Raw genomic sequence first — 20747 nt, 5'->3', positions numbered from 1 at the left:
CCTGCTAAAAACCGTGCCACTTCCTCTGCGCTGTACAACGCCTGTCGTCAAACTCTAAAATGAGAAGCATTATCATTAATGCGGATCTGACATGCACGACGACAGCTTTGCCTCGCCCGTCGCCCGGTTGTATGCGAACCATCACGGCTGGCTTCGCGGCTGGTTGCATCGGCGGCTGGGGCACAGCGCCGATGCCGAGGACCTGGCTCACGACACCTTTGTCCGCGTGATGCGCTCGCAGGAGGATGTGCGCGAGCTGCGCCAGCCCATGGCGTTTCTCGCGACCATTGCCAATGGCCTGCTGATCAATCGCTGGCGGCGCCAGGCGATCGAGCGGGCTTACCTGGAAGCGCTGGCGGCGCGGCCAGTGGCCGAGGAGCCTTCGCCGGAAGAGCGGCACTTGATGATCGAAACCCTGTTGCAGCTGGATTCGCTGTTGGTGGGGCTGTCGTCGCGGGTGCGGCAGATTTTCTTCTTGTCCCAGCTCGACGGCTTGACCTACCCGCAGATCGCCGCGCGGTTGAACCTGAGCGTGGCCCAGGTGCAGCGGGCCATGGGCAAGGCGTTCAGTGTCTGTTACGCGAGCCGTTTTGAATGAGTGGCGCCGTGGTTGATCCGCGGGTGCGGGACAGCGCCATCGACTGGATGGTCCGGGCGCAGTCCGGGCTGATGAGCGATGTCGAGCATCAGGCCTTGCAGCAGTGGCGGCAGGTGAGCGCCGAGCATGAATACGCCTGGCAGCGGGTCAGCAGCTTGCCGCTGATGCTGCAGCCTGGGGCCAATCTGTTGGCCGATGCCACGGCGCGGCGGGCACTGGAGTCGGCCGGTGCCGATCCGCAGCGGCGTCGGCAGGTGCTCAAGTGTCTGCTCGCCCTGGGACTGTTCGGCGGGGTTGCCTGGCAAGGCACGGATTCCACCCTGGTGCGTTCGGCCCTGGCGACTTACCGCACCAGTATCGGCGAGCGTCGGCGCTGGGCCCTGGCGGACGGTGGCTCGCTGTGGCTGAACACCGCCAGCGCGGTGAACCTGGAGCTGACCGCGCAGCGGCGCAGTGTGCAGTTGGTCGAGGGCGAGCTGGCGCTGGATGCGCCGGCGGAATCGGCATCGCTGCAACTGCTGACCCCGGACGCGGTGCTGTACAGCCGCGGCGCCAATCTGCTGGTGCGCCACGATCGCCAGGGCACCCAGGTGACGGTGCTGCGCGGCCTGGTGCAGGTCAGTGCGCGGCGCCATTGGCTACCAGTGCCGCTGCAGACCGGTTGGCAAACCCGGATCGACCGCCAGGGCGTCGCGGCACCGAGCCGCGTTGATCCGTTTATGGCCCACGCCTGGCTGCGCGGCATCTTGCCGGCCGAACGCATGCGCTTGGATACCCTGCTGGCTGAACTCTCGCGTTACCGCCCGGGCTTTTTGCGTTGCAGCGCAGCGGTCGCGGCCTTGCGCGTGACCGGCAGTTTCCAGCTGGACGACACCGATGCCGCACTGGCGCTGGTGGCCAATACGCTGCCGGTGCGCATCGAGCGACGAACCCGTTATTGGGTGACTGTGGTGCCGGCCTGAAAATATTTTTTCCCCGGGGCGCAGTTTTTTCGATCTGGCTTGGCCTTCAGGTATGACCCACCGGGACAGGTGGGTGCCAACCCCTAGGAGCCTTGCATGATTTTCCCCGCCCGAGCCTTGTGTGCCCGCACCTTTGGCCTGCTTTTCCTCAGCCTGCAGCCGCTGTGCGGCGCGGCCGTGTTCGCGGCTGGCGAGCGCCAGCACTACAGCATCGACGCCGGCCCCCTGGACCAGGCGCTGTCGCGTTTCGGCGTGCAGGCGGGGATCAATATGGCGGGCAGCGCCACGCTGACAGAAGGCAAGCGCAGCCAGGGCCTGCAAGGCGATTTCAGCACCGAGGCGGGCCTGGCGCGGTTGCTGGCGGGAACCGGCCTGGGCTATCAGCGCCAGGTTGACGGCAGCTTCGAGTTGTATCGGGCGGGCGGGGATATGGTGCTGCCGTCGCAGAAAGTCGTCGGCGAAGATCTGGAGCAGAAGGAGGTGTACTCGGCGCCGCGCTCCTCGCTGTATATCTCCGGCGAGGACATGCAGCGCTTTGGCGTGATCTCGGTCGGCGACGTGCTCAAGGGCCAGCCTGGGGTGCAGGTCGGCGACAGCCGCAACGGCGGCGGCCTGGATGTGAACATCCGCGGCATCCAGGGCCAGAGTCGGGTGGCGGTCACGGTGGATGGCTCGCAACAGGCGCTGGATGTCTATCGCGGGTATGCCGGCACCCAGCAACGTAGCTACATCGACCCGGACCTGATCAGTGACATCGCCATCGACAAGGGCCCGAGCCTGACCTCCAGCGCCATCGGCGGCACGGTGAAGATGCGCACCCTCGGCGTCGACGACATCCTGCAGGACGGCAAGAACTTCGGCCTGCGCTTGAAGGGCGACCTGTGGAACAACGGCGTCGCTCCCGCCTCCCGCGACGGCCACTCCTCGACCGAGGACCTGTACTCGGAACCGCACCGCAGCCGTGGCGGACTGTTCGGTTCGAAGGCCGAGTCCGGCAGTGCCGCGTTCGCCTATAGCCATGAGTTCTTTGACCTGGTGGCGGCCTATGCCCACCGCAACCAGGGCAACTATTTCGCCGGCAAGAAGGGCCAGGACCGCTACCGCACCTATGACCGCTACGGCGCTGAAGACATGACGGTGGCCACCACCTATAACGCCGGCGAGGAGGTGCTGAACTCCTCTTCGGAGACCGAGTCCTTCTTACTCAAGACCGCCCTGCGCCCGGCGGACGGCCACACTTTCGACCTGGGCTACCGCCGCTACGACGGGCGCATCGGTGAGATCATGCCGTCGGACATTTTCCGTTTCGGCACCGGCGGCATCTACCAGTACCCCCTGGGCCATACCAAGATCGACACCTACACCGCGCGCTACCACTACCTGCCGGACGGCAATCCGCTGGTGGACCTGACGGCCAGCCTATGGATGACTGACGCGCAGACCAGCCAACTGACCTCGGTAGCGGCGCCGGCTTCGCAAGCCTATCGCTCGGACCGCAAATGGAGCCGGCAGGCCGACCGCCGCATCGGCGGCGACCTGGCCAACACCTCGCACTTGCAGAGCGACTATGGCGATTTCAAGCTGGACCTGGGCGGCTCGTTCCAGGTCGAGGACTTGCGCCCGCAAAAGGGCGTGGTCACCACCCAGCACGACATCAACGCCAACCGCATGCTGCGCGAAGGAGAACGGCAGGAGTTCAGCCTGAACGGCAAGCTGGAATACCAGCCGGTCGACAGCCTGACCCTGTGGGGCGGCGGTCGTTATACCTATTACCGCAGCAAGGACCACGTCGCCCAAGCGACGGCGCGCTGGGAGGAGCGTGACTTGAGGTACCTGCGGGTCTCGAACACGGACACCTCCGGCAACATGCTGTGGTTCCCGGACTCGAACGGGCAGTACACCGACGCCACGGACCCGCGGCGGAACAATGGCATTGTCTTCAACAACACCAACTTTCCGTTCGAGGGCATCCGCTACAACGACTTCGGCGCGACCGACTCGACGGTCTATCCGTCGCAGGTGGGCGAGGTGGTCAGCGGTTATGACTATTCCGGCAAGCAGAGCAACAGCGGCGGCGCCTTTGCACCGGCCTTCGGCATCAATGTCGAGGTGCTGCCAGACACCTTCGTCTATGCGTCCTACACCCAGGGGCTGCGCATGCCCTCGCTGTTCGAAACCAGCCAGGGCGTGTTGCAGACCACACCGGGCAAAGGCCTGAAACCCGAACGTTCCAGCAGCTGGGAAATCGGCGCCAGCACGCTGCACAAGGGCCTGCTGCTGGACAACGACTCGGCGGCGCTCAAGATTGCCTACTTCAACAACAGCATCAAGCACTACATCACCCGCTACTACGACCCGAGCCCGGGCCTGATGGGCCAGATGCGCTTCAGCAACACTGACAGCTTCAAGACCAGCGGCCTGGAGCTGCAGTCGCACTACGACGCGGGCCGGGTGTTCGCGGACTTTTCCTCCACCTACTACCTGAAGACCGAAACCTGCGACTCGGCCTTCGCCGCGCGGCTGCGGGCCAGCAGCAATCGCTATCGGGACTTGAGCAACACGCCGGACTGCACGCCGGGCAGCTTCATGGGCTCGTACTCCAACACCCAGAACCCGCCACGGTTCTCGGCGAACCTGACCTCGGGCCTGCGCTTTTTTGACCAGTCCCTGACCGTCGGCGGGCGCGCCACCTACAGCTCCGGGCCGACGGTCAAGGCCGACGAGAACTGGCAGACCGGCGCGACCACGCCGCAGCTGGTCTACCGCGAGGTGGCGCTGTTCGACCTGTTCCTCAACTACAAGTTGAAGGAGCACACCAATCTCAACGTTTCGCTGCAGAACCTGACCGATCGCTACTACCTGGACCCGCTGGCGCAGAGCTTCATGCCGGCGCCGGGGCGGACGCTGCGGGTGGGGGTGTTGACGAAGTTCTGAGGGCTGGGCGGGGGCTATCGGCCGGCGGCAGGTACTGGCCGATCCTTGTCTGTCAGCGGGCAGGGCTGGCGGTCAGGTCGCCGTCATCTATCGGCGTCAGCCCTGTGACCAGGGCCTCCAGCAGGACCCTGACCTTGGGCAGCGTTTCACGACTTTTGACCCAGGCCAGGTTGATCGGCATCCCCTCGCTTGCCCGATGGGCAAGCACCTCCACCAAGGTCCCTTCGTCCAGCTGCCGCTGGATGAGCCAGGACGGCAACTGCGCGATACCGCAACCGGCCATGGCCGCCATCACGATGCCTTCGCCATTGCCCACCACAAGCTGGGCGGCGACCTGTCGGCGCGTCGTTACGCCCTGGTCGTCGGCGAAATTCCAGGGATTGATCCGGCCATCCACCCAGCCATAGGCGATGCACTGATGCTGCTGCAGATCGCTTTCGGTCAATGGGATGCCCTGCCTGGCCAGATAGGCGGGGGATGCACAGAAGAGGTGTCGTTCGCGGGCCAGGCAACGCTGCCCCAGCGTATCGGGCCCGGCATCCGCGCCGCCAATACGCACAACGATGTCCACGCCTTCCTTGAACGGGTCGACGAAACCGTCGGAGAAGGAAACATGCGGCACCAGGGCCGGATGATCCTGGGCAAGGCGCAGCAGGATCGGCAGCACCTGGGCGCGGCCAAAAGCCCCTGGCAGGTCGATGCGAACACTGCCGCGGACCTCGTTGGCTTCGGCCTTGAGTGCAAACTCGGCGTCTTCCAGGTCGGCCAGCACGCCGGTGCAGGTGCGATAGAAGGTCATTCCCGCGTCGGTCAGCGCCACGCGTCGCGTGGTCCGATGCAGCAGGCGAGTGCCCAGCCGGCCCTCCAGGCGCGCGATGCTTTTACTGACGGCGGAGCCTGTCAGGTGCATTTTCTCGGCGGCGGCCGTGAAGCTGCCAGACTCGGCCACGCAGACAAATACATCGATGCCCTTCAAGCGTTCGGAGGAAAACATAGACATTCCTTATTCGTGAATCTGGCTCCACGCACCCGGTAAAAACCATCAGCAATGAGAACTGGGTTCAGCAGTATGCTTGATCCGCGCCGGCTTTCCTGCGATTGCCACAGCGCGAACCCGACAAAAATAATGGCAATAACGATGAGGCAAGGATGCTGGCCACGCTAAGAAACTATCCGACCACGGTAAACCTGCTGCTTTCAGCGTCCCTGATCCTGACCCTCGCTCGCGCGATCACCCTGCCTTACCTGGTCATTTACTTATCGGGCCACTTCCACTTGAGCATCGCCGATGTCGGCCTGGTCATCGGCAGCACGCTGATCATTGGCTCGCTGTTGAGCCTGTATGGCGGGTTCCTGGTGGACCAGATGTCCAGCTACAGGCTGATCCTGGTCTGCAGTGGCGTGTTCACCGCGGGTTTCCTCGGCACCTTTGTCGCGCGCGATCTCTGGCTGTTCTACCTGTGCCTGGTGTCGATCAACCTGGCTTACGCGGTCATCGATATTGCCGTGAAATCGGGTTTTGGCAGCCTGCTCCCCGTCGCTGGCCGGGGCGAGGTGTTTTCGATCAAATACACGCTGACCAATATCGGTTATGCCGTCGGCCCCTTTCTCGGCGCGGGGCTGGCCGGGCTGGATATCAGCCTGCCTTTTCTGTTGTCCGCGGGGCTGGGCGCAGGGTTCTTTTTTGTCTACTTCGTGTGGGGCGACAGGGGCTTGGCGGGCGTTGAACCAAGCCAGCCCCGCGCGCCATTCCTGGCCGTGGGCAAGCTGTTGCTGAGCGATCGCCGGCTGGTGTGCTTTACCCTGGGCGGGCTGCTCAGCGCCGTGGTCTTCGGCCAGTTCAGTGCCTACCTCTCGCAGTACCTGGTGGTGACCACCACAGCCGAAACTGCCTACCGGATTATCAGCAGCATCGTGGCGACCAATGCCCTGACGGTGATCAGCCTGCAATACCTCATCGGCAGGAAAATCTCCCAGCAACACTTGAGCCTGTGGCTCGCCGGCGGGCTGGTTATGTTTGTCCTGGGGCTGGCGGGCTTCGCCCTGTCGACCACCCTGGTGTTCTGGGTCGGCGCCATGGTCATTTTCACGCTCGGCGAGATTATCGTGTTTCCCGCCGAATACATGTTCATCGACAACATCGCCCCCAGCCATTTGCGGGGCATGTATTACGGGGCGCAGAACCTGAACAACCTGGGCGCGGCATTGGGGCCGGTATTGTGCGGTGTGGTCTTGGCGGTGCAGCCGCCCCAATACATCTTCTACATGCTGATGCTGTTTATCGTCGCGGGCGGGATGCTGTACTTCCTCGGGGCTGCCATTGCCGGCAATACGGCGCCGGGGGAGGAAGGTGTCGCCGGGGGCTAGCAGGGAAGGGGTTGGAAGGTCGCTGAGAAGTAGCTGGTTCGAGCCGGCAGCGGGGTGGGTCCGGCGGGTTGGCCCGCTGATCGCCCGGGCCATTTCCTATGCCTGTGGGGCCAGCGCCTGTCGATTCAACGGCGGGCGCTGTTCCCCGGCCTGGCCATCAGCTGGACAGCGCCGTCACCCTGGCCCGCGCCGCGTGCAGCTTCTTGTAGCTGTCGATCAGGCGCAGGTGGCGGTCGATCCCTTCCAGCTTCATGCTGGTCGGCGTCAGGCCATAGAAGCGCACATCGCCATTCACCGAGCCAATCACCGCATCCATCCGCTCGTTGCCGAACATGCGACGGAAATTGGCTTCGTAATCCGCCAGGTCCAGATCGTCGTCGAGCTCCATCTCCAGCACCGCATTCATCGCCTGGTAAAACAGGCCACGCTCGGCGGTGTTGTCGTTGTACTGCAGGAACATCTCCACGCACTCCTTGGCTTCTTCATATTGCTGCAAGGCCAGGAAGATCAGCAGCTTCAACTCCAGGATGGTCAGTTGACCCCAGGCGGTGTTGTCGTCGAACTCGATGCCGATCAGGGTGGTGATATCGGTGTAGTCGTCCAGTTCGCTTTCTATCAGGCGCTCGAGCAACGCCTGCAACTCTTCCTCGTCGAGGCTGTGCAGGTTGAGGATGTCGGAGCGGAAGAACAGTGCCTTGTTGGTGTTGTCCCAGATCAGGTCTTCCACCGGGTAGATTTCCGAGTAGTCCGGCACCAGGATGCGGCAGGCGGTGGCGCCCAGGTGCTCGTACACGGCCATGTAGGACTCCTTGCCCATGCCTTCGAGAATGCCGAACAAGGTCGCGGCTTCCTGGGTATTAGAGTCTTCACCCTGGCCGGAGAAGTCCCACTCGACGAATTGGTAATCCGACTGGGCGCTGAAGAAGCGCCACGACACCACGCCGCTGGAGTCGATGAAGTGCTCGACGAAGTTGTTCGGCTCGGTGACCGCCTGACCTTCGAACGTCGGCGGCGGCAGATCGTTCAAACCCTCGAAACTGCGGCCTTGCAGCAGCTCGGTGAGGCTGCGCTCCAGCGCCACTTCCAGGCTTGGGTGCGCGCCGAACGAGGCAAATACGCCACCGGTACGCGGGTTCATCAAGGTCACGCACATCACCGGAAACTCACCGCCCAGGGACGCATCCTTGACCAGCACCGGAAAGCCCTGGGCTTCCAGGCCCTGGATGCCGGCGAGAATCCCCGGGTATTTGGCCAAGACTTCTGCCGGTACATCCGGCAGGGCGAATTCGCCTTCGATGATTTCGCGTTTGACGGCGCGCTCGAAGATCTCCGACAGGCACTGCACCTGGGCTTCAGCCAGGGTGTTGCCGGCGCTCATGCCGTTGCTCAGGTAGAGGTTTTCGATCAGGTTCGACGGGAAATACACCACTTCGCCGTCCGACTGGCGCACGAACGGCAGCGAAACAATGCCGCGCTCTTCATTGCCGGAGTTGGTGTCGAACAGGTGCGAACCGCGCAGCTCGCCTTCGCGGTTGTAGATTTTCAGGCCGTACGCATCGAGGATTTCGCTCGGCAGCTCGTCGTTGGGGCCTGGCTTGAACCAGCGCTCGTCCGGGTAATGCACGAATGGCGCGTTGGCGATCTCCTCGCCCCAGAACTGATCGTTGTAGAAGAAGTTGCAGTTCAGGCGCTCGATGAACTCGCCCAGGGCCGAGGCCAGGGCGCCTTCCTTGGTCGCGCCCTTGCCGTTGGTGAAGCACATCGGCGACTGCGCGTCGCGGATATGCAGCGACCAGACGTTGGGCACGATATTGCGCCACGAAGCGATCTCGATCTTCATGCCCAGGCCCGCCAGGATGCCGGACATGTTGGCGATGGTCTGTTCCAGCGGCAGGTCCTTGCCGGCGATGTAGGTGGTGTGCGCCTCGGCGCTCGGCATCAACAGGGCCTGGGCATCGGCGTCGAGGTTTTCCACCTCCTCGATCACAAACTCAGGCCCGGCCTGTACCACTTTCTTGACGGTGCAACGGTCGATGGAGCGCAGGATGCCCTGGCGGTCCTTGTCGGAGATATCCGCCGGCAACTCGACCTGGATCTTGAAGATCTGGTTGTAGCGGTTTTCCGGATCGACAATGTTGTTCTGCGACAGGCGAATGTTATCGGTGGGGATATTGCGGGTGTCGCAGTACAACTTCACGAAGTACGCCGCGCACAACGCCGATGACGCCAGGAAATAGTCGAACGGACCCGGTGCCGAGCCATCGCCCTTGTAGCGGATGGGTTGATCGGCCACCACCGTGAAGTCATCGAACTTGGCTTCAAGTCGGAGGTTGTCGAGAAAGTTGACCTTGATTTCCATGGGGCACACCGAATAACGAGCAAAACGAAATGGCGGCCATTATCCGGTTTTTCAGCGCGAAGTCTTGCGCTTTTCGGCAAGCGGGCCAGGTGGTTGGGGGGAGGAGGTCGCGGCCTGCGGCATCAGCTGCTCTCACTCATCACCGATTGACATCAGGCTGGCAGCCCACGCTTGGCTGGCAGCGTAGCGGGCGTAATAAGCCAGCTTCTCTGCCTTACTCAAGCCGGTAAAAAACGGCAGGAAGTACTGGTCGTTGTAGTAACCCTGGGCACCTTGCAACTGCGTTCCCCACCAGGCAGGGTCGTAACCCTCGAAGGCTACCCAGGGCGGCGGAACGGCGAAACGCTGGCGCTGAATGGCTTCGAGAAAGTCAGTGCTGTTGGTTACCAGGCGCACCGTGACGGCGTTGAATTCCCGGGTGGATGTAAAACAGATCAGGTGCTGGTGGTGTTGGAGGTTTTCATACTGCCTGACGGGAAGGTCGTTGAAGCTGCGCTCGTGGCTCAAGGTGAAACTGGATTCGATAAGTGCCTGGAAAGAATCCCTGTCGCTCCCGTCGATCAGCAAGGTCCAGTAATAAGCCGGCACGCCTGTGTCTTCCAAAGAAACCGCGCGTAGTGGAAGGGGCAGGGCGGGAGTGGTGTGTTTAAGGGGGTCGTCGAAAACCGCTCGGAGTTCTGACAGGGAATAGCCCGCAATTTGCTCCTTGGGGGTTCGGTCAAAAAGACCTGCGATGCGGCTGAAAAAATTCATATCGTCCTTGATTCAGCTTTGATGTGTCCATTGAAAGGGCTCCTCGAGGCCATTGATTTAGGGTTCCTTGAAACCCGGCAAGCCATTGGCCTTACGCCAGTCTTGGACTGTTTTCAAAATTCCCTTTGGCGAATCGTCTTCACCATCCTCGGGATAGTAAATCCAGTCAGATGCGGCGGGATTGCCAGTTATTTTAATAAAGTGCTCTAACAGCTCATCCTGATATTTCTCTGTACCCACCGCATTGCATATTTCTTCGAGTAGCTCAAGAAAATCACTTTCGGTGTATTCGGACAAAGAGCTTGCAAGCTTGATCATCGTTTGTTGTTCCTGTGCAAGTCGATGTGGTGTCTTGGCGTGACGACACCAAGGTTATCTAAATCGTAAACCTCACCGCTTTCTGAAATAGGTATCTTGTGGTGCAGTTCAAAGGAGCGTCGCCCGCCAACGGTATCAGAGGCTCTTGCGCGTGGAGCCATGCCGTCTCGCACTCGTGCCTTGTTGCTGTTGTTAAACTGCGCAGCTAATTCTGGATTATCACTTACAGCCCTCCACAACTCCTCCCGAAAAGCATCAAAGCTTCTGAACTCCCTCCCGCACAACTGATCAGCAATCTCCGTGGGTATCGGAGAACCTAACCCGGAGTCGGCCCCCGCGAGCCAGAGACCTTCTACGTTCTGCCCCCGACCCGTAACCGTACCGGGCGTCTTGCGCACGCTCAGCACGATATAGAGCGGCCGAACCCCAGACCCCGGCGGGAACACCAGGATGAAGTCCTTGTACTCCGGCGGGTAGATTGGGTTGACGATGAGGGTGTCCGCCTGTTCGGTGGGCGGAAAGATCCAGATGTGCGGCGCTTGGGGCGCGGCCTCCAGCGGGGGGATGCCGGAGGTGCTGGACGGGTCCACCGCGGGTGTCCAGATCAGGGTGACGCCGTCGCCGAAGTCGGCCACCTGTTGCTGGCCTTCGGCAGCAAAGCGCACCACCGGGACCATTTCCCAGCCACGCTGCTTTTGCGTGTTGTAGCCATAGCCCTTGAGCGTGCCGTCGGGTCGTTGTTCGAGATGCAGGCGCACGCGGGTGCGGCCTTCTTTCAGCGCGTCGAGTTGCTCGGGCGTGTACAAGGCGCTGTCGCCCAGGCTCGACGGCCAGAGCATGGCCACCAGGCCTGCCAAGGCACCGGTGACGACCCCGCCGGTGGCCACGCTAGCCCCGGCGGACGCCACGGCCTCGCCGCCCAGCGCCAGGTTGCCCAGGGCGGCGGGAAGGGCGCCGCTGATTTTCTTGAGCGGGATATTCCCCGTCGCGTCGGTTCCACGACCACCCAGCAAGACAAGCTCGCCATAGTCCTTGATGGCGTCGGTGGGAATCGCCCCGGATGGGCTGAGGTAGTCCATGACCCCGTCGGGCAGATTGCAGGATTTGGTGAATGTGCAGCCGGCCATCGCCTGTTGGTTGCGGGGTGGGCTGGCGAGGCTGTCTGCGTAGGCTTGTTGGCGAACCAGCATCCGTTCATAGGCGTTTTGCCTGGCCTCTTGTTCCGCCCGTTCGCTGGGGGTCATGTCTCGGTAGCTGACATGGTGCCCGTCGCCGGAAGGGGGATTCTTGATCGGGGGGAGTCTGTTGCGCGCCATCGAGCGTTCTGCCTGTCCATCCGTTGCGGTTTTCCAGCCGGAGGCGGGATGGCATCAACCCTATTGGCTATAGCGAGGCATTACTGCGGGAGGAATCTGAAAGGTTTGAAGGGCAAGTCTTTACTTTTACGGACTGACAAGCAGGACGATTCTGGCTAATGCCGATCAGTTAAGGACGAGAGTGGGGGCTGGTGTAGGAGCGAGCTTGCTCGCGATGGACTTGAGAGCGCCGCGTTCATCCACTCGACACGCGTTATCGTTAACCGCCGTCGCGAGCAAGAACTAGGCGTCCCCCTTGTAAGCTGGTTTTACCTGCTTCGGATCGTGGTTCGCAAAGGTTTCAAGATCGTGAGCGAGCCTGATCCGGCTCAGGCTTCCCGGCCGTGGGCCGCCGCGGCCAGTTGCTCGGTATCGACCCGCACGAAGATCGAGTCGCCAATCGCCGTCAGCACATCGCCGGCGTAGACCTCGCAGATCACCCGGCTCTTGCGCCCGACTTCGCCTTCGACCCTGGCGCGCAAGGTCAGAGGCACGCCCATCGGTGTGGGCTTGATGAATTTGATGCCGAGGTTGCCGGTCACGCAGTTGATTCGTGGCTGGCTGTCCAGGGCGCGTTTTTCGGCGCGGTAGTGGTAGGCCATGGCGGTCCAGTTCGAGTGGCAGTCCACCAGCATGGCGATCAGGCCGCCATACACCAGCTCGGGCCAGCCGCAGTATTGGCTGTCCGGCAGGTGCTCGGCCATCACATGCACTCCATCCTCATGCCAGTGGCTCTTGATGTGCAGGCCATGGGGGTTGCGGCTGCCGCAACCAAAACAAACGCCGTCCGGCGCGGTGCTGTCTTGCAGGGAGAGTGGGTGCATGTGTCTTACCTTTCTTGTTGTTGGAGAAGGAAAACCTCAGGCCGCCTGTGCCTGTATCTGCAGGTCGCCATCGATGTCCTTGACCAGCCCGCTGGTCAGCAGCAGGGGCAGCAGGCGCTGGTGCAATTGCGGCTCGACGAATTCCTTGACGGTGTCCAGCGCCAGGTTGCCGCTGGTTTCCAGCTCGGCCTTGGTGTAGGACAGCCAGGCCTTCTTCAGTACCAGCAGTACATCGCTGCCTGCGGTGGTGGCGAAGCGGCGGTGGGTGACTTTACCGCCGAAGTCGAAGCTGTGCTGGTAGGCATAACCGCTCTCGACGCCCGCGCTGGCGACACAACGACCGCAGGTGCATTTGCCGTCGCCGAAGGCCGTGCGCAGATAGGTGTTGAAGTCCACCACGGGCTTGAGCCCCAGGCGCTTGTCGACTTCGAACAGATCCCCGGTCAGTTTTTCTTCAGTGCTCAACGTCCATTTCCTCAAGTCATGCGGCGTGTTTTCACAGGGCCGCACGATACCAGCCAGACGCTTGCAGGGGTAATTTTCTGCCCGGAGGGGGCGAGAAACCCTGCGCCAGGAACCTGGACCGGCGGTTGTTGCCGAGCCTGGCGCCCGTAGTGAACAAGTGGCCAGTAAAAGAGAGGCATATTGCCTTCTCCGATAAGGCCCGATGCTGGCCCCGTGGTCGCTCAATCACCGCCAAAATCACTTTAATTTCAGGTGGTTAGGTAGATCGAAAAATGCGCAATGTGTGGATGACGCTGACCTCGTTCGCCTTGGTCAGCGTGGCTGTCGCGGCCGAGGGCAAGGAGTTGCCGGCCAATGACCGGTATGTGTGCAGTTGGGGCGCGGGGACGGCGGCGCGGGCGCAGGAGCTGAAACTGTCGGGCGTTTCGCTGTATGCCGCGCGGCAGAAGCTGCAGACCTACAAGTTCAGCAAGGGCTGGATGCGCATGCTGGCCCTGGGCATTACCGAACAGACCTACGACAGCCCCTCGCGGGCCAAGCCGGCGACGGTGCGGCAGAGTTTTTACGACGATTGCGTGCGCTACAAGCTGGCGCGCAAATAACCGGGGAAGGCACGCGCAATTGCCGGTTGCCCGGGCTGCCATGCTGGCGTGGGCGCCGGCGATCCTGGGTCGAGGCATGTCGGCTTTGCCTCATGTACCCGGACCTTTGGTCCATGGGCCGACAGAGTTCGCCGCCATCTGATCCGTATTTTTCTTCGTCACCTGCGTCTGTATCGGGATCAGATCTGGCCTGACAATAACGCACCCCTCAGGCGCACCGGCCCGCCGGCTGGAGCCTGAGGCTGCGTTCTGCTTTTCGCGCTGGCGAAAACCTATTGTTCAGGAGGCCTTTATGGCGAAGATGGCGATTTTCTTGTTTGGATTCTTGGCACTGACCATCGCGATCGGTCTGCTGGCGACCATCTCCCCGGTCTGAGGGGAAACCTCAGCCCAGTCTCTCTGGGGCGGGCCGAACTGCTATTTGGAAAACTTCCTCGCCCCGGCCACGCACAGAATCACCGCCACGGTCACTCCCAGCATGCCCAGGCTGACCTGTTCATGCAGCAGGCTGGCCGCCAGGGCCAGGCCAAAGAACGGTTGCAGCAACTGCAGCTGGCCGACGGCGGCGATCCCTCCCTGGGCCAGCCCGCGATACCAGAAGACAAAGCCGATCAGCATGCTGAACAACGCGACGTACCCCAGGCTCAGCCAGGCGGGCAGGGTGATGCCGCTAAATGAAGGCGGGGCACGCAACAGGCTCAGCACGGCCATCACCGGCAGCGCCAGCACCAAAGCCCAGGAAATCACCTGCCAGCCGCCCAGGGTGCGGGAGAGCTTGGCGCCTTCCGCGTAACCCAGGCCGCAGACCAGGATCGCCAATAGCATGAGGATGTCTCCGGCCGGCGCGGCGCTCAGCCCCTGGGACAGCGCAAATCCCACCACCAGCAGGCTGCCCAGCACCGAGAACAGCCAGAACACCGGCCGCGGCCGCTCGCCGCCGCGCAGCACGCCGAACACCGCGGTGGCCAGTGGCAGCAAGCCCAGGAAGACGATGGAGTGAGCCGAGGTCACGTACTGCAGCGCCAGCGCGGTCAGCAGGGGAAAGCCCACCACCACGCCCAGGGCGACTATCGCCAAGGGCCACAGCTGGTTTCTGTTCGGGCGTTTTTCCTTGAACAGCAGCAACAGGCACAAGGCCAGGACCCCGGCGATGCTGGCGCGGGCCACGGTCAGGAACAGCGGGTCGAATTCCAGCACGGCGACCCGGGTGGCCGGCAGCGAGCCGCTGAAAATCAGCACGCCGATAAAACCGTTGAGCCAGCCGCTCGCGGCCTTTTGCGTGGTGGAGTGTGGCAGGGGGGATGTCCGTTCCATTCAGGGGCTCAGCTCTGTTCAAGGGTAAGCGCCGCGCTGCAGGGCGAGATTGCGCCTGGGCTGCTCAGGCCCCATCCTAGGAGCGCTAAGCAATACAATCAAAATATTGTCATGGATACATTTCGCTATGGCCCGTGCCCGCTACAAACAACTGGTCGATGCTTTTGCCGCCGATATCCGTGGCGGCGCCCTGCCGCCCGGCGCCCGCCTGCCGACTCACCGCGAGCTGGCCGCCAGGGAAGGGCTGGCCCTGGTGACCGCTTCGCGGGTGTATGCCGAGCTGGAGGCCATGGGCCTGATCAGTGGCGAAACCGGGCGCGGCACCTTTGTCCGCGAGACCGCATTGCCGCCGGGCCAGGGCGTCGACCAGCAGGCCACTGCGGCGGGTACTCTGGACCTGAATTTCAACTATCCGGCGTTGCCCGGGCAGGCCGAAGTGTTGCGCGGCGGCCTGCGCCAACTGGCGGCCGCCGGTGACCTGGAGGCGCTGCTGCGCTACCAGCCCCACAGTGGTCGCAGCCACGAGCGGGCCGCGGTGGCGCGGTATCTGGTCTCTTGCGGGTTGCGGGTAGAGGCCGAGCAGGTGTCGATCGTCAGCGGCGCCCAGCATGGCCTGGCGACCACGGTGATGGCGCTGCTCAAGCCCGGCGATGTGGTCGCCACCGATGCCTTGACCTACCCGGGGTTCAAGGTGGTGGCCGACGCGCATGGCGTGGAGCTGGTGTCGATTGCCCTGACCGAGCACGGCCCCGACCTGGCAGCCTTCGAGCAGCTGTGTCGCAGCCGACGGGTGCGGGCGGTGTACGCCATGCCGACCCTGCACAACCCCATGGGTTGGGTGCTGGATCTGGCGTGGCGCGAGCGTCTGGTGCACATAGCCCGGCAGCATCGCCTGCTGATTATCGAAGACGCCGCCTATGCCTTTCTCGCCGAGGATCCGCCCGCGCCGCTGGCGGCCCTGGCGCCGGAACTGACGGTGTATGTGTCGGGCTTTTCCAAGAATGTCGCCACCGGACTGCGGGTCGGTTTTGTCGTCGCGCCGCCGGCCTGGGTGCCGCTGATCGAACGGGTGATCCGCGCGACCACCTGGAACACCCCCGGGGTGATGACGGCGCTGGTCTGCAACTGGATCGACGACGGCACCGTGGCGCGCCTGGAAACCGAGAAGCGCCAGGATGCGCAAGCCCGGCAGGCGCTGGCCAGGGAGGTGCTGGCCGGCCTGGCGTACATCGGGCATCCGGCGTCCTATTTTCTCTGGCTGCCGCTGCCCGAGGAGGTGCGTGCCGATCAGGTGGCCATGGCCTTGCTGCGGGAGAATGTCTCGGTGTCCATCGCCGAGCCCTTTGTCAGCGCCGCGCCGGTGCCCCACGCGATTCGCCTGGCCCTGGGCTCGGTCGATATGGATCAGCTGCGGGTGGCGCTGGAAAGGGTGCGCAAGGTGATTGCTCAATACGCCTACTGAAGGTCCCGCGCGGCAAGGCGCGGGAGCCCGTTGGCCGTCAGACCTTGAACTGGGTTACCAGGCCGTTGAGTTCCACCGCCAGGCGCGACAGGTCCTGGCTGGCGGCGTTGCTCTGGTTGGCTCCGGCCGAGGTCTGGGTCGCCAGGTCGCGGATGTTCACCAGGTTGCGGTCCACCTCGCGGGCGACCTGGGCCTGCTCTTCGCTGGCGCTGGCGATCACCATGTTGCGTTCGTTGATCGAGGTGATGGCCTGGGTGATCTGGTCCAGGGCCAGGCCCGAAGCGCGGGCGGCTTCCAGGGTCAGGTGGGCGCGTTCGTTGCTGTGGCGCATGGCGCTGACCGCGCCTTCGGTGCCTTCTTCGATGGTGTTGATCATGCTTTCGATTTCCTGGGTCGACTGCTGGGTGCGATGGGCGAGGGCCCGCACCTCATCGGCGACCACGGCGAAACCGCGTCCGGCGTCGCCGGCCCGGGCGGCCTCGATGGCCGCGTTGAGGGCCAGCAAGTTGGTCTGCTCGGCGATCGAGCGGATCACCTCCAGGACCTGGCCGATATTGCGCACATCCACCGCCAGGTGCTCGACCTGCTCGCAGGTGCGGGTCACCTCGTCGGCCAGATCGCCGATGGAGTCGACGGTGTGCTGCACCTGTTGCCGGCCGTGGTGGGCGGTGGCGTCGGTTTCCCGGGATGCTTCGGAGGTGCTGACGGCGTTGCGCGCCACTTCTTCCACCGCAGCGGTCATTTCGTTGACCGCGGTGGCGGCCTGTTCCAGCTCGTTGCTCTGCTGGTGCAGGGTCTTGCTGGAATCCTCGGTCACCGCATGCAGTTCCTCGGCGGCCGACGCCAGCTGGCTGGAGGAATCGGCGATCTTCTGCAGGGTGCTGCGCAGGCTGTTCTGCATGCGTTGCAGGGCGTGCAGCAGGCGCGCCGGTTCGTCGTTGCCGGTCACGCTGATGGCATGGCACAGGTCGCCGCTGGCGATGGTTTCGGCGACTGCCACGGCCTGGCTCAGCGGCCGCACGATGCTGCGGGTGAGCACGATGGCCAGGCCGACGGTCAGCACCAGCACGATGGCCAGGATCGCCAACACCAGCCCGACCGCGCTCTGGAACACTTCGTTGCTGCGTGTGGCGGCCACTTCGCCGCCGTGGGTATTCACCTCGACCACGCTCAGCAGTTCCTTGAGCATGGCGTCGGCATTGGTCAGGAACGGCCCGCCGTCGACGATGGCGATCGCCTCGTCCTTGCGCCCCTGGCGCGCCAGGTCGAGGACGCGCTGCTGGTCCTTGAGGTACAGCGCCCTGACCCCCAGGTAGCGCGCGTATGCAGCCTTTTCCTCGGGGGCGATACTGAGTTTTTCGTAGGCCAGTTGCTGGGCCGACAGTTGCTCGTCGAGTTGCTTGACCCGGTCCAGCAGGGCCTCGACTTCGGTTCTGTCGCGTACGACCAGCAGGCGCAGGGTCAGGGTACGGATCTGGGTACTGGTCAGGGCCACGGCGTTGGCCGCGACGATCGAGGGCAGCCAGTTCCTGTCGACCTCGAGCGACTGCTCGTTCATGCGCCGCATTTCCAGCAGGGAGAACGCCCCGAGCGCAACCGCGAGCAACGCGATCAGGGCAAAACTGAGGCCTGCACGGCGGGAAATGTTCATCGATCGTAAAAGCATGACTGTGTTCCTTGTGGCGGCAAAAGGCACAACCTGCGCGGCATCCGGCAGGTTCGCAGCAAAGCGGCGCGCGCTCGGAAAGGCTCCGGGGCGTCGTCGGTTCTTGCAGGCAAGACAGGCGGGAGGCGCATCGTGGCGCCTTCTTTTATGGGGTCTTCCGGGGTGGATGGGATCGCGCGGACCCTGGCCGGAGAGGGGGCAATGATATCACAGTGATGTCGCTTTTTTTGGCCGGAGCAACCTGTGTTTGGCTGATGAAAAAGGCGAGCTGCGGCTCGCCTTTTGTTTTTCACAGTGCTTGCGGGGACTGTCGGAGCTCGTCAGTCACTCTCGGCTTCATCCAGGAGCGAGACGTAGCTCTTGATGTCGAACCGGCTGTCTCTATTGAAGGAAAGCCAATTGGAGAGGCTGCAAAGAAAGGCGAAAACCGCGCTGTCCCCGGATGCTTCGAAGTTTCCAGAGGGTTCGAAGCTGAAAAAGTAAGCGGGATCGAGGCAGAGGATTCCGGTGGGGTAATGCTGGCCTTTCTCTCTGCATTCTTCGAACAGCCATTTGGCAATGGTGTCTTCGTTCGGTCCTTTGAAAGCAATGATGTAGGAAGGAACAAGGTATTCATTTCTGAAAATGAATTTTTCTTGCGACTTTTTCCGTTGCAGCCGCTGGACGGCGTGGCTCTGTTCGAACGCCTGGACCTTCTGGGTCCTCAGATCGGACTTCACCTCAATGGCGGCTGCCACGGTATCGGCAAAGTACAGCCGTTGCTTGCCGGAGGTAATCGGCAGGCTGAAGCTTTGCTCGCACTCAAGGACGATATCCACCTGGCCGGTGGTTTGGCCGTAGCAGTCCATGATGACGCCAGAGCCATAGCGAATGTTCTGCGGCAGGACCCGCGCCAGCAGGCTTTCGATAATGAGCTCCCGTTCATTTCCAATAACCGTCGAAGGGTACTTCTGCGATTGCTTGTGCCCCAGCATCAAGCTTTCTTTCAGCGTCTCGATGCTGTTAAGCAACAGGTCTTTCCCTGGCATGACTCACTCCGTGTATGACATTTATGGATCAAGCAGCCCCGTTTGAATCCGGGGCTGCTCGACAGTAAGAAAGCCGGGAAGGGGTGTAAAGGCATTTGTCGAGAACAGACGTGCCGCTGAAGGCGGCCGTTCCGTGAGCCTGGGTTCAACCGTGCTGGATGCCCGCGCGTTTGAGCAACTGCTTGCAGCGCTCGGACAGGTGGGTCACCCGCAGGTGCTTGCCGGCCTTGCCGTAGCGTTCGCGCAGGGTTTTCAGGGCGGCGATGGCCGAGTAGTCGACGAAGCTCAGGTGGCGGCAGTCGAGGGTCACCTGGGCCGGGTCGCCCGCCGGGTCGAAGTGGTTGAGGAAGGAGGTGGTCGAGGCGAAGAACAGGGTGCCGTGGACCCGGTACAGCTTGCTGCCGTCGGCTTCCTCGTGGCTGTCGGCGTACAGCTCGCGCGAATGCTGCCAGGCGAAGTTGAGGGCGGCGATGACGATGCCGCACAGTACCGCGATGGCGAGGTCGGTGAACACGGTGATGATGGTCACCGCGACGATCACCAGCATGTCGTTCAACGGCACTTTGTGCAGCACCCGCAGCGAGCCCCAGGCGAAGGTCTGCTGGGCCACCACGAACATCACCCCCACCAGCGCCGCCAGCGGAATGCGCTCGATCAGGGGCGAGAGAAACAGCACGAACAGCAGGATCATCGTCCCGGCGACCACCCCGGACAGCCGGCCGCGGCCGCCGGAGCTGAGGTTGATCACGGTCTGGCCGATCATTGCGCAACCGCCCATGCCGCCGAACAGGCCGGAGGCGATATTGGCCGCGCCCAGGGCCACGCATTCGCGGTCGGGGAAGCTGCGGCTCTCGGTGATTTCGTCGGTGAGGTTGAGGGTCAGCAGGGTTTCCAGCAGGCCGACCATGGCCATCAGGAACGCGTAGGGGGCAATGATGCCCAGGGTCTCCAGGTTCCACTGGATATCCGGCAACACCAGGCGCGGCAGGCCGCCGGCGATATGGGCCATGTCGCCCAGGGTGCGGGTCGGCAGGCCCAGCAGGTAGACCAGCAGGCCGACCCCGAGGATCGCCACCAGCGCCGGCGGCACCGCGCGGCTCAAGCGTGGCAGCAGATGGACGATGGCCATGGTCAGCGCCACCAGCCCGAGCATCAGCCACAGGGGCGTGCCGCCGAGCCAGCGTTCATCGGCCTTGAAGTGCTCCAGCTGGGCCAGGGCAATGATGATCGCCAGACCGTTGACGAAGCCGAGCATCACCGGATACGGCACGATCCGCACCAGCTTGCCCAGGCGCAGCAGGCCGAAGGCGATCATGACCAGGCCACCGAGCAGCACCGTGGCCAGCAGGTACTGCACGCCGTGCTGCACCACCAGCGCGACGATCACCACCGCCATCGACCCGGCGGCGCCGGAAATCATCCCCGGGCGGCCGCCGAACAGCGCGGTCAGGGTACAGATGATAAAGGCCCCGTACAGGCCCATCAGCGGGTTGAGGTGGGCGACCAGGGCGAAGGCGATGCACTCGGGCACCAGGGCGAAAGAGGTGGTGAGTCCGGCCAGGACGTCGGCGCGAAGGCGAGCGGGTTTCATGGTTTACCTGAGAGGGTGGCCAGGGGCGGCCGGGGTTGCGGGGGATTATCGAAAGGCGGCGAATGTTACGGAATTACAGCCGCGCCAGCCAGCCATGGGGCTTGTATTGATGGGTGCTCGCGGCAAGACTGCACGGCTCCGGCGCTTAA

17 protein-coding genes and 1 pseudogene are annotated in these 20747 nt (G+C 63.1%); 6 read left to right on the top strand and 12 right to left on the bottom strand.

Annotated elements, in window-relative coordinates; genetic code table 11:
* Positions 1 to 91 precede the first annotated feature (91 nt).
* The 3 genes from PMI20_RS18810 to PMI20_RS18800 all read left to right on the top strand — a co-directional run bounded on the left by PMI20_RS18810 (position 92) and on the right by PMI20_RS18800 (position 4494).
* Entirely contained in the window at positions 92 to 598 is a 507-nt protein-coding gene (locus tag PMI20_RS18810) for a sigma-70 family RNA polymerase sigma factor (RefSeq protein WP_007922932.1), read from the top strand.
* A complete protein-coding gene (locus PMI20_RS18805; RefSeq protein WP_007922939.1) occupies positions 595 to 1560 on the top strand; it encodes a FecR domain-containing protein in 966 nt (321 codons plus the stop codon). The genes PMI20_RS18810 and PMI20_RS18805 overlap by 4 nt, the downstream gene beginning before the upstream one ends.
* Positions 1561 to 1656: 96 nt before the next feature.
* The gene (locus PMI20_RS18800) at positions 1657 to 4494 is read left to right on the top strand and encodes a TonB-dependent receptor (RefSeq protein WP_284168675.1); all 2838 of its coding nucleotides are present in this window, start codon (positions 1657 to 1659) and stop codon (positions 4492 to 4494) included.
* Between the two features lie 52 nt (positions 4495 to 4546).
* Here the strand turns inward: PMI20_RS18800 and PMI20_RS18795 are convergent, their stop codons facing one another.
* Entirely contained in the window at positions 4547 to 5488 is a 942-nt protein-coding gene (locus tag PMI20_RS18795) for a LysR family transcriptional regulator (RefSeq protein ID WP_007924864.1), read from the bottom strand.
* A 155-nt stretch (positions 5489 to 5643) separates the two neighbouring features.
* Between PMI20_RS18795 and PMI20_RS18790 the strand changes: the two genes are divergently transcribed.
* Complete coding sequence (locus PMI20_RS18790) at positions 5644 to 6861, top strand: MFS transporter (RefSeq protein ID WP_007924865.1); 1218 nt, start codon at positions 5644 to 5646, stop codon at positions 6859 to 6861.
* A gap of 157 nt (positions 6862 to 7018) precedes the next feature.
* Here PMI20_RS18790 and PMI20_RS18785 read toward each other — a convergent pair whose 3' ends face one another.
* The 6 genes from PMI20_RS18785 to PMI20_RS18760 form a co-directional block, all read right to left on the bottom strand.
* Entirely contained in the window at positions 7019 to 9220 is a 2202-nt protein-coding gene (locus PMI20_RS18785) for an OsmC domain/YcaO domain-containing protein (RefSeq protein WP_007924867.1), read from the bottom strand.
* Between the two features lie 132 nt (positions 9221 to 9352).
* Positions 9353 to 9973 (bottom strand): hypothetical protein, encoded by a 621-nt coding sequence (locus PMI20_RS18780; RefSeq protein ID WP_007924869.1) that lies wholly within the window; start codon positions 9971 to 9973, stop codon positions 9353 to 9355.
* Positions 9974 to 10030: 57 nt separating this feature from the next.
* Positions 10031 to 10291 (bottom strand): bacteriocin immunity protein, encoded by a 261-nt coding sequence (locus tag PMI20_RS18775; protein WP_007924870.1) that lies wholly within the window; start codon positions 10289 to 10291, stop codon positions 10031 to 10033.
* Positions 10288 to 11607: a pyocin-S2/colicin E7-DNase domain-containing protein gene (locus PMI20_RS18770; RefSeq protein WP_007924871.1), complete on the bottom strand. Its 1320-nt coding sequence runs from the start codon at positions 11605 to 11607 to the stop codon at positions 10288 to 10290. The genes PMI20_RS18775 and PMI20_RS18770 overlap by 4 nt, the downstream gene beginning before the upstream one ends.
* Before the next feature lie 368 nt (positions 11608 to 11975).
* On the bottom strand, positions 11976 to 12470 hold the full coding sequence (locus tag PMI20_RS18765; protein ID WP_007924872.1) for a PaaI family thioesterase: 495 nt from the start codon (positions 12468 to 12470) through the stop codon (positions 11976 to 11978).
* Positions 12471 to 12506: 36 nt separating this feature from the next.
* Positions 12507 to 12935, bottom strand: coding sequence for a hypothetical protein (locus PMI20_RS18760; RefSeq protein ID WP_007924873.1), 429 nt, complete (start codon positions 12933 to 12935; stop codon positions 12507 to 12509).
* Between the two features lie 272 nt (positions 12936 to 13207).
* On the opposite strand from PMI20_RS18760, the gene PMI20_RS18755 reads away from it, so the two are divergent.
* Entirely contained in the window at positions 13208 to 13537 is a 330-nt protein-coding gene (locus PMI20_RS18755) for a hypothetical protein (protein WP_007924875.1), read from the top strand.
* A gap of 417 nt (positions 13538 to 13954) precedes the next feature.
* Here the strand turns inward: PMI20_RS18755 and PMI20_RS18750 are convergent, their stop codons facing one another.
* Positions 13955 to 14851, bottom strand: a complete 897-nt coding sequence (locus tag PMI20_RS18750; protein ID WP_007924877.1) for a DMT family transporter — start codon at positions 14849 to 14851, stop codon at positions 13955 to 13957.
* A gap of 127 nt (positions 14852 to 14978) precedes the next feature.
* On the opposite strand from PMI20_RS18750, the gene PMI20_RS18745 reads away from it, so the two are divergent.
* Positions 14979 to 16313, top strand: a complete 1335-nt coding sequence (locus PMI20_RS18745) for an aminotransferase-like domain-containing protein (protein ID WP_007924879.1) — start codon at positions 14979 to 14981, stop codon at positions 16311 to 16313.
* A 37-nt stretch (positions 16314 to 16350) separates the two neighbouring features.
* On the opposite strand, the gene PMI20_RS31015 is transcribed toward PMI20_RS18745, so the two are convergent.
* The 4 genes and pseudogenes from PMI20_RS31015 to PMI20_RS18730 all read right to left on the bottom strand — a co-directional run bounded on the left by PMI20_RS31015 (position 16351) and on the right by PMI20_RS18730 (position 20598).
* A complete protein-coding gene (locus tag PMI20_RS31015; RefSeq protein ID WP_370686802.1) occupies positions 16351 to 17214 on the bottom strand; it encodes a methyl-accepting chemotaxis protein in 864 nt (287 codons plus the stop codon).
* Positions 17209 to 17964: pseudogene (locus tag PMI20_RS31010) on the bottom strand (MCP four helix bundle domain-containing protein); the annotation flags it as partial. The pseudogene PMI20_RS31010 and the gene PMI20_RS31015, both read right to left, overlap by 6 nt.
* A gap of 335 nt (positions 17965 to 18299) precedes the next feature.
* Positions 18300 to 19007: a DUF6602 domain-containing protein gene (locus PMI20_RS18735; RefSeq protein WP_007924883.1), complete on the bottom strand. Its 708-nt coding sequence runs from the start codon at positions 19005 to 19007 to the stop codon at positions 18300 to 18302.
* A 145-nt stretch (positions 19008 to 19152) separates the two neighbouring features.
* Positions 19153 to 20598, bottom strand: a complete 1446-nt coding sequence (locus PMI20_RS18730; RefSeq protein ID WP_007924885.1) for a SulP family inorganic anion transporter — start codon at positions 20596 to 20598, stop codon at positions 19153 to 19155.
* Positions 20599 to 20747: the final 149 nt, after the last annotated feature.

This window comes from Pseudomonas sp. GM17, from assembly GCF_000282175.2.
Classification (GTDB): Bacteria; Pseudomonadota; Gammaproteobacteria; order Pseudomonadales; family Pseudomonadaceae; genus Aquipseudomonas; species Aquipseudomonas chlororaphis.
Note: the sequence above shows the minus strand (reverse complement) of the source record. Positions and strands in the feature narration are given on the sequence as shown.

What these genes read in the sequence shown, in the direction of transcription:
- PMI20_RS18810 (WP_007922932.1), top strand. Translation starts at nt 92, where the DNA reads ATGCACGACGACAGCTTTGCCTCGCCCGTCGCCCGGTTGTATGCGAAC.
- PMI20_RS18805 (WP_007922939.1), top strand. Translation starts at nt 595, where the DNA reads ATGAGTGGCGCCGTGGTTGATCCGCGGGTGCGGGACAGCGCCATCGAC.
- PMI20_RS18800 (WP_284168675.1), top strand. Translation starts at nt 1,657, where the DNA reads ATGATTTTCCCCGCCCGAGCCTTGTGTGCCCGCACCTTTGGCCTGCTT.
- PMI20_RS18795 (WP_007924864.1), bottom strand. Translation starts at nt 5,488, where the DNA reads ATGTTTTCCTCCGAACGCTTGAAGGGCATCGATGTATTTGTCTGCGTG.
- PMI20_RS18790 (WP_007924865.1), top strand. Translation starts at nt 5,644, where the DNA reads ATGCTGGCCACGCTAAGAAACTATCCGACCACGGTAAACCTGCTGCTT.
- PMI20_RS18785 (WP_007924867.1), bottom strand. Translation starts at nt 9,220, where the DNA reads ATGGAAATCAAGGTCAACTTTCTCGACAACCTCCGACTTGAAGCCAAG.
- PMI20_RS18780 (WP_007924869.1), bottom strand. Translation starts at nt 9,973, where the DNA reads ATGAATTTTTTCAGCCGCATCGCAGGTCTTTTTGACCGAACCCCCAAG.
- PMI20_RS18775 (WP_007924870.1), bottom strand. Translation starts at nt 10,291, where the DNA reads ATGATCAAGCTTGCAAGCTCTTTGTCCGAATACACCGAAAGTGATTTT.
- PMI20_RS18770 (WP_007924871.1), bottom strand. Translation starts at nt 11,607, where the DNA reads ATGGCGCGCAACAGACTCCCCCCGATCAAGAATCCCCCTTCCGGCGAC.
- PMI20_RS18765 (WP_007924872.1), bottom strand. Translation starts at nt 12,470, where the DNA reads ATGCACCCACTCTCCCTGCAAGACAGCACCGCGCCGGACGGCGTTTGT.
- PMI20_RS18755 (WP_007924875.1), top strand. Translation starts at nt 13,208, where the DNA reads ATGCGCAATGTGTGGATGACGCTGACCTCGTTCGCCTTGGTCAGCGTG.
- PMI20_RS18750 (WP_007924877.1), bottom strand. Translation starts at nt 14,851, where the DNA reads ATGGAACGGACATCCCCCCTGCCACACTCCACCACGCAAAAGGCCGCG.
- PMI20_RS18745 (WP_007924879.1), top strand. Translation starts at nt 14,979, where the DNA reads ATGGCCCGTGCCCGCTACAAACAACTGGTCGATGCTTTTGCCGCCGAT.
- PMI20_RS31015 (WP_370686802.1), bottom strand. Translation starts at nt 17,214, where the DNA reads ATGCAGAACAGCCTGCGCAGCACCCTGCAGAAGATCGCCGATTCCTCC.
- PMI20_RS18735 (WP_007924883.1), bottom strand. Translation starts at nt 19,007, where the DNA reads ATGCCAGGGAAAGACCTGTTGCTTAACAGCATCGAGACGCTGAAAGAA.
- PMI20_RS18730 (WP_007924885.1), bottom strand. Translation starts at nt 20,598, where the DNA reads ATGAAACCCGCTCGCCTTCGCGCCGACGTCCTGGCCGGACTCACCACC.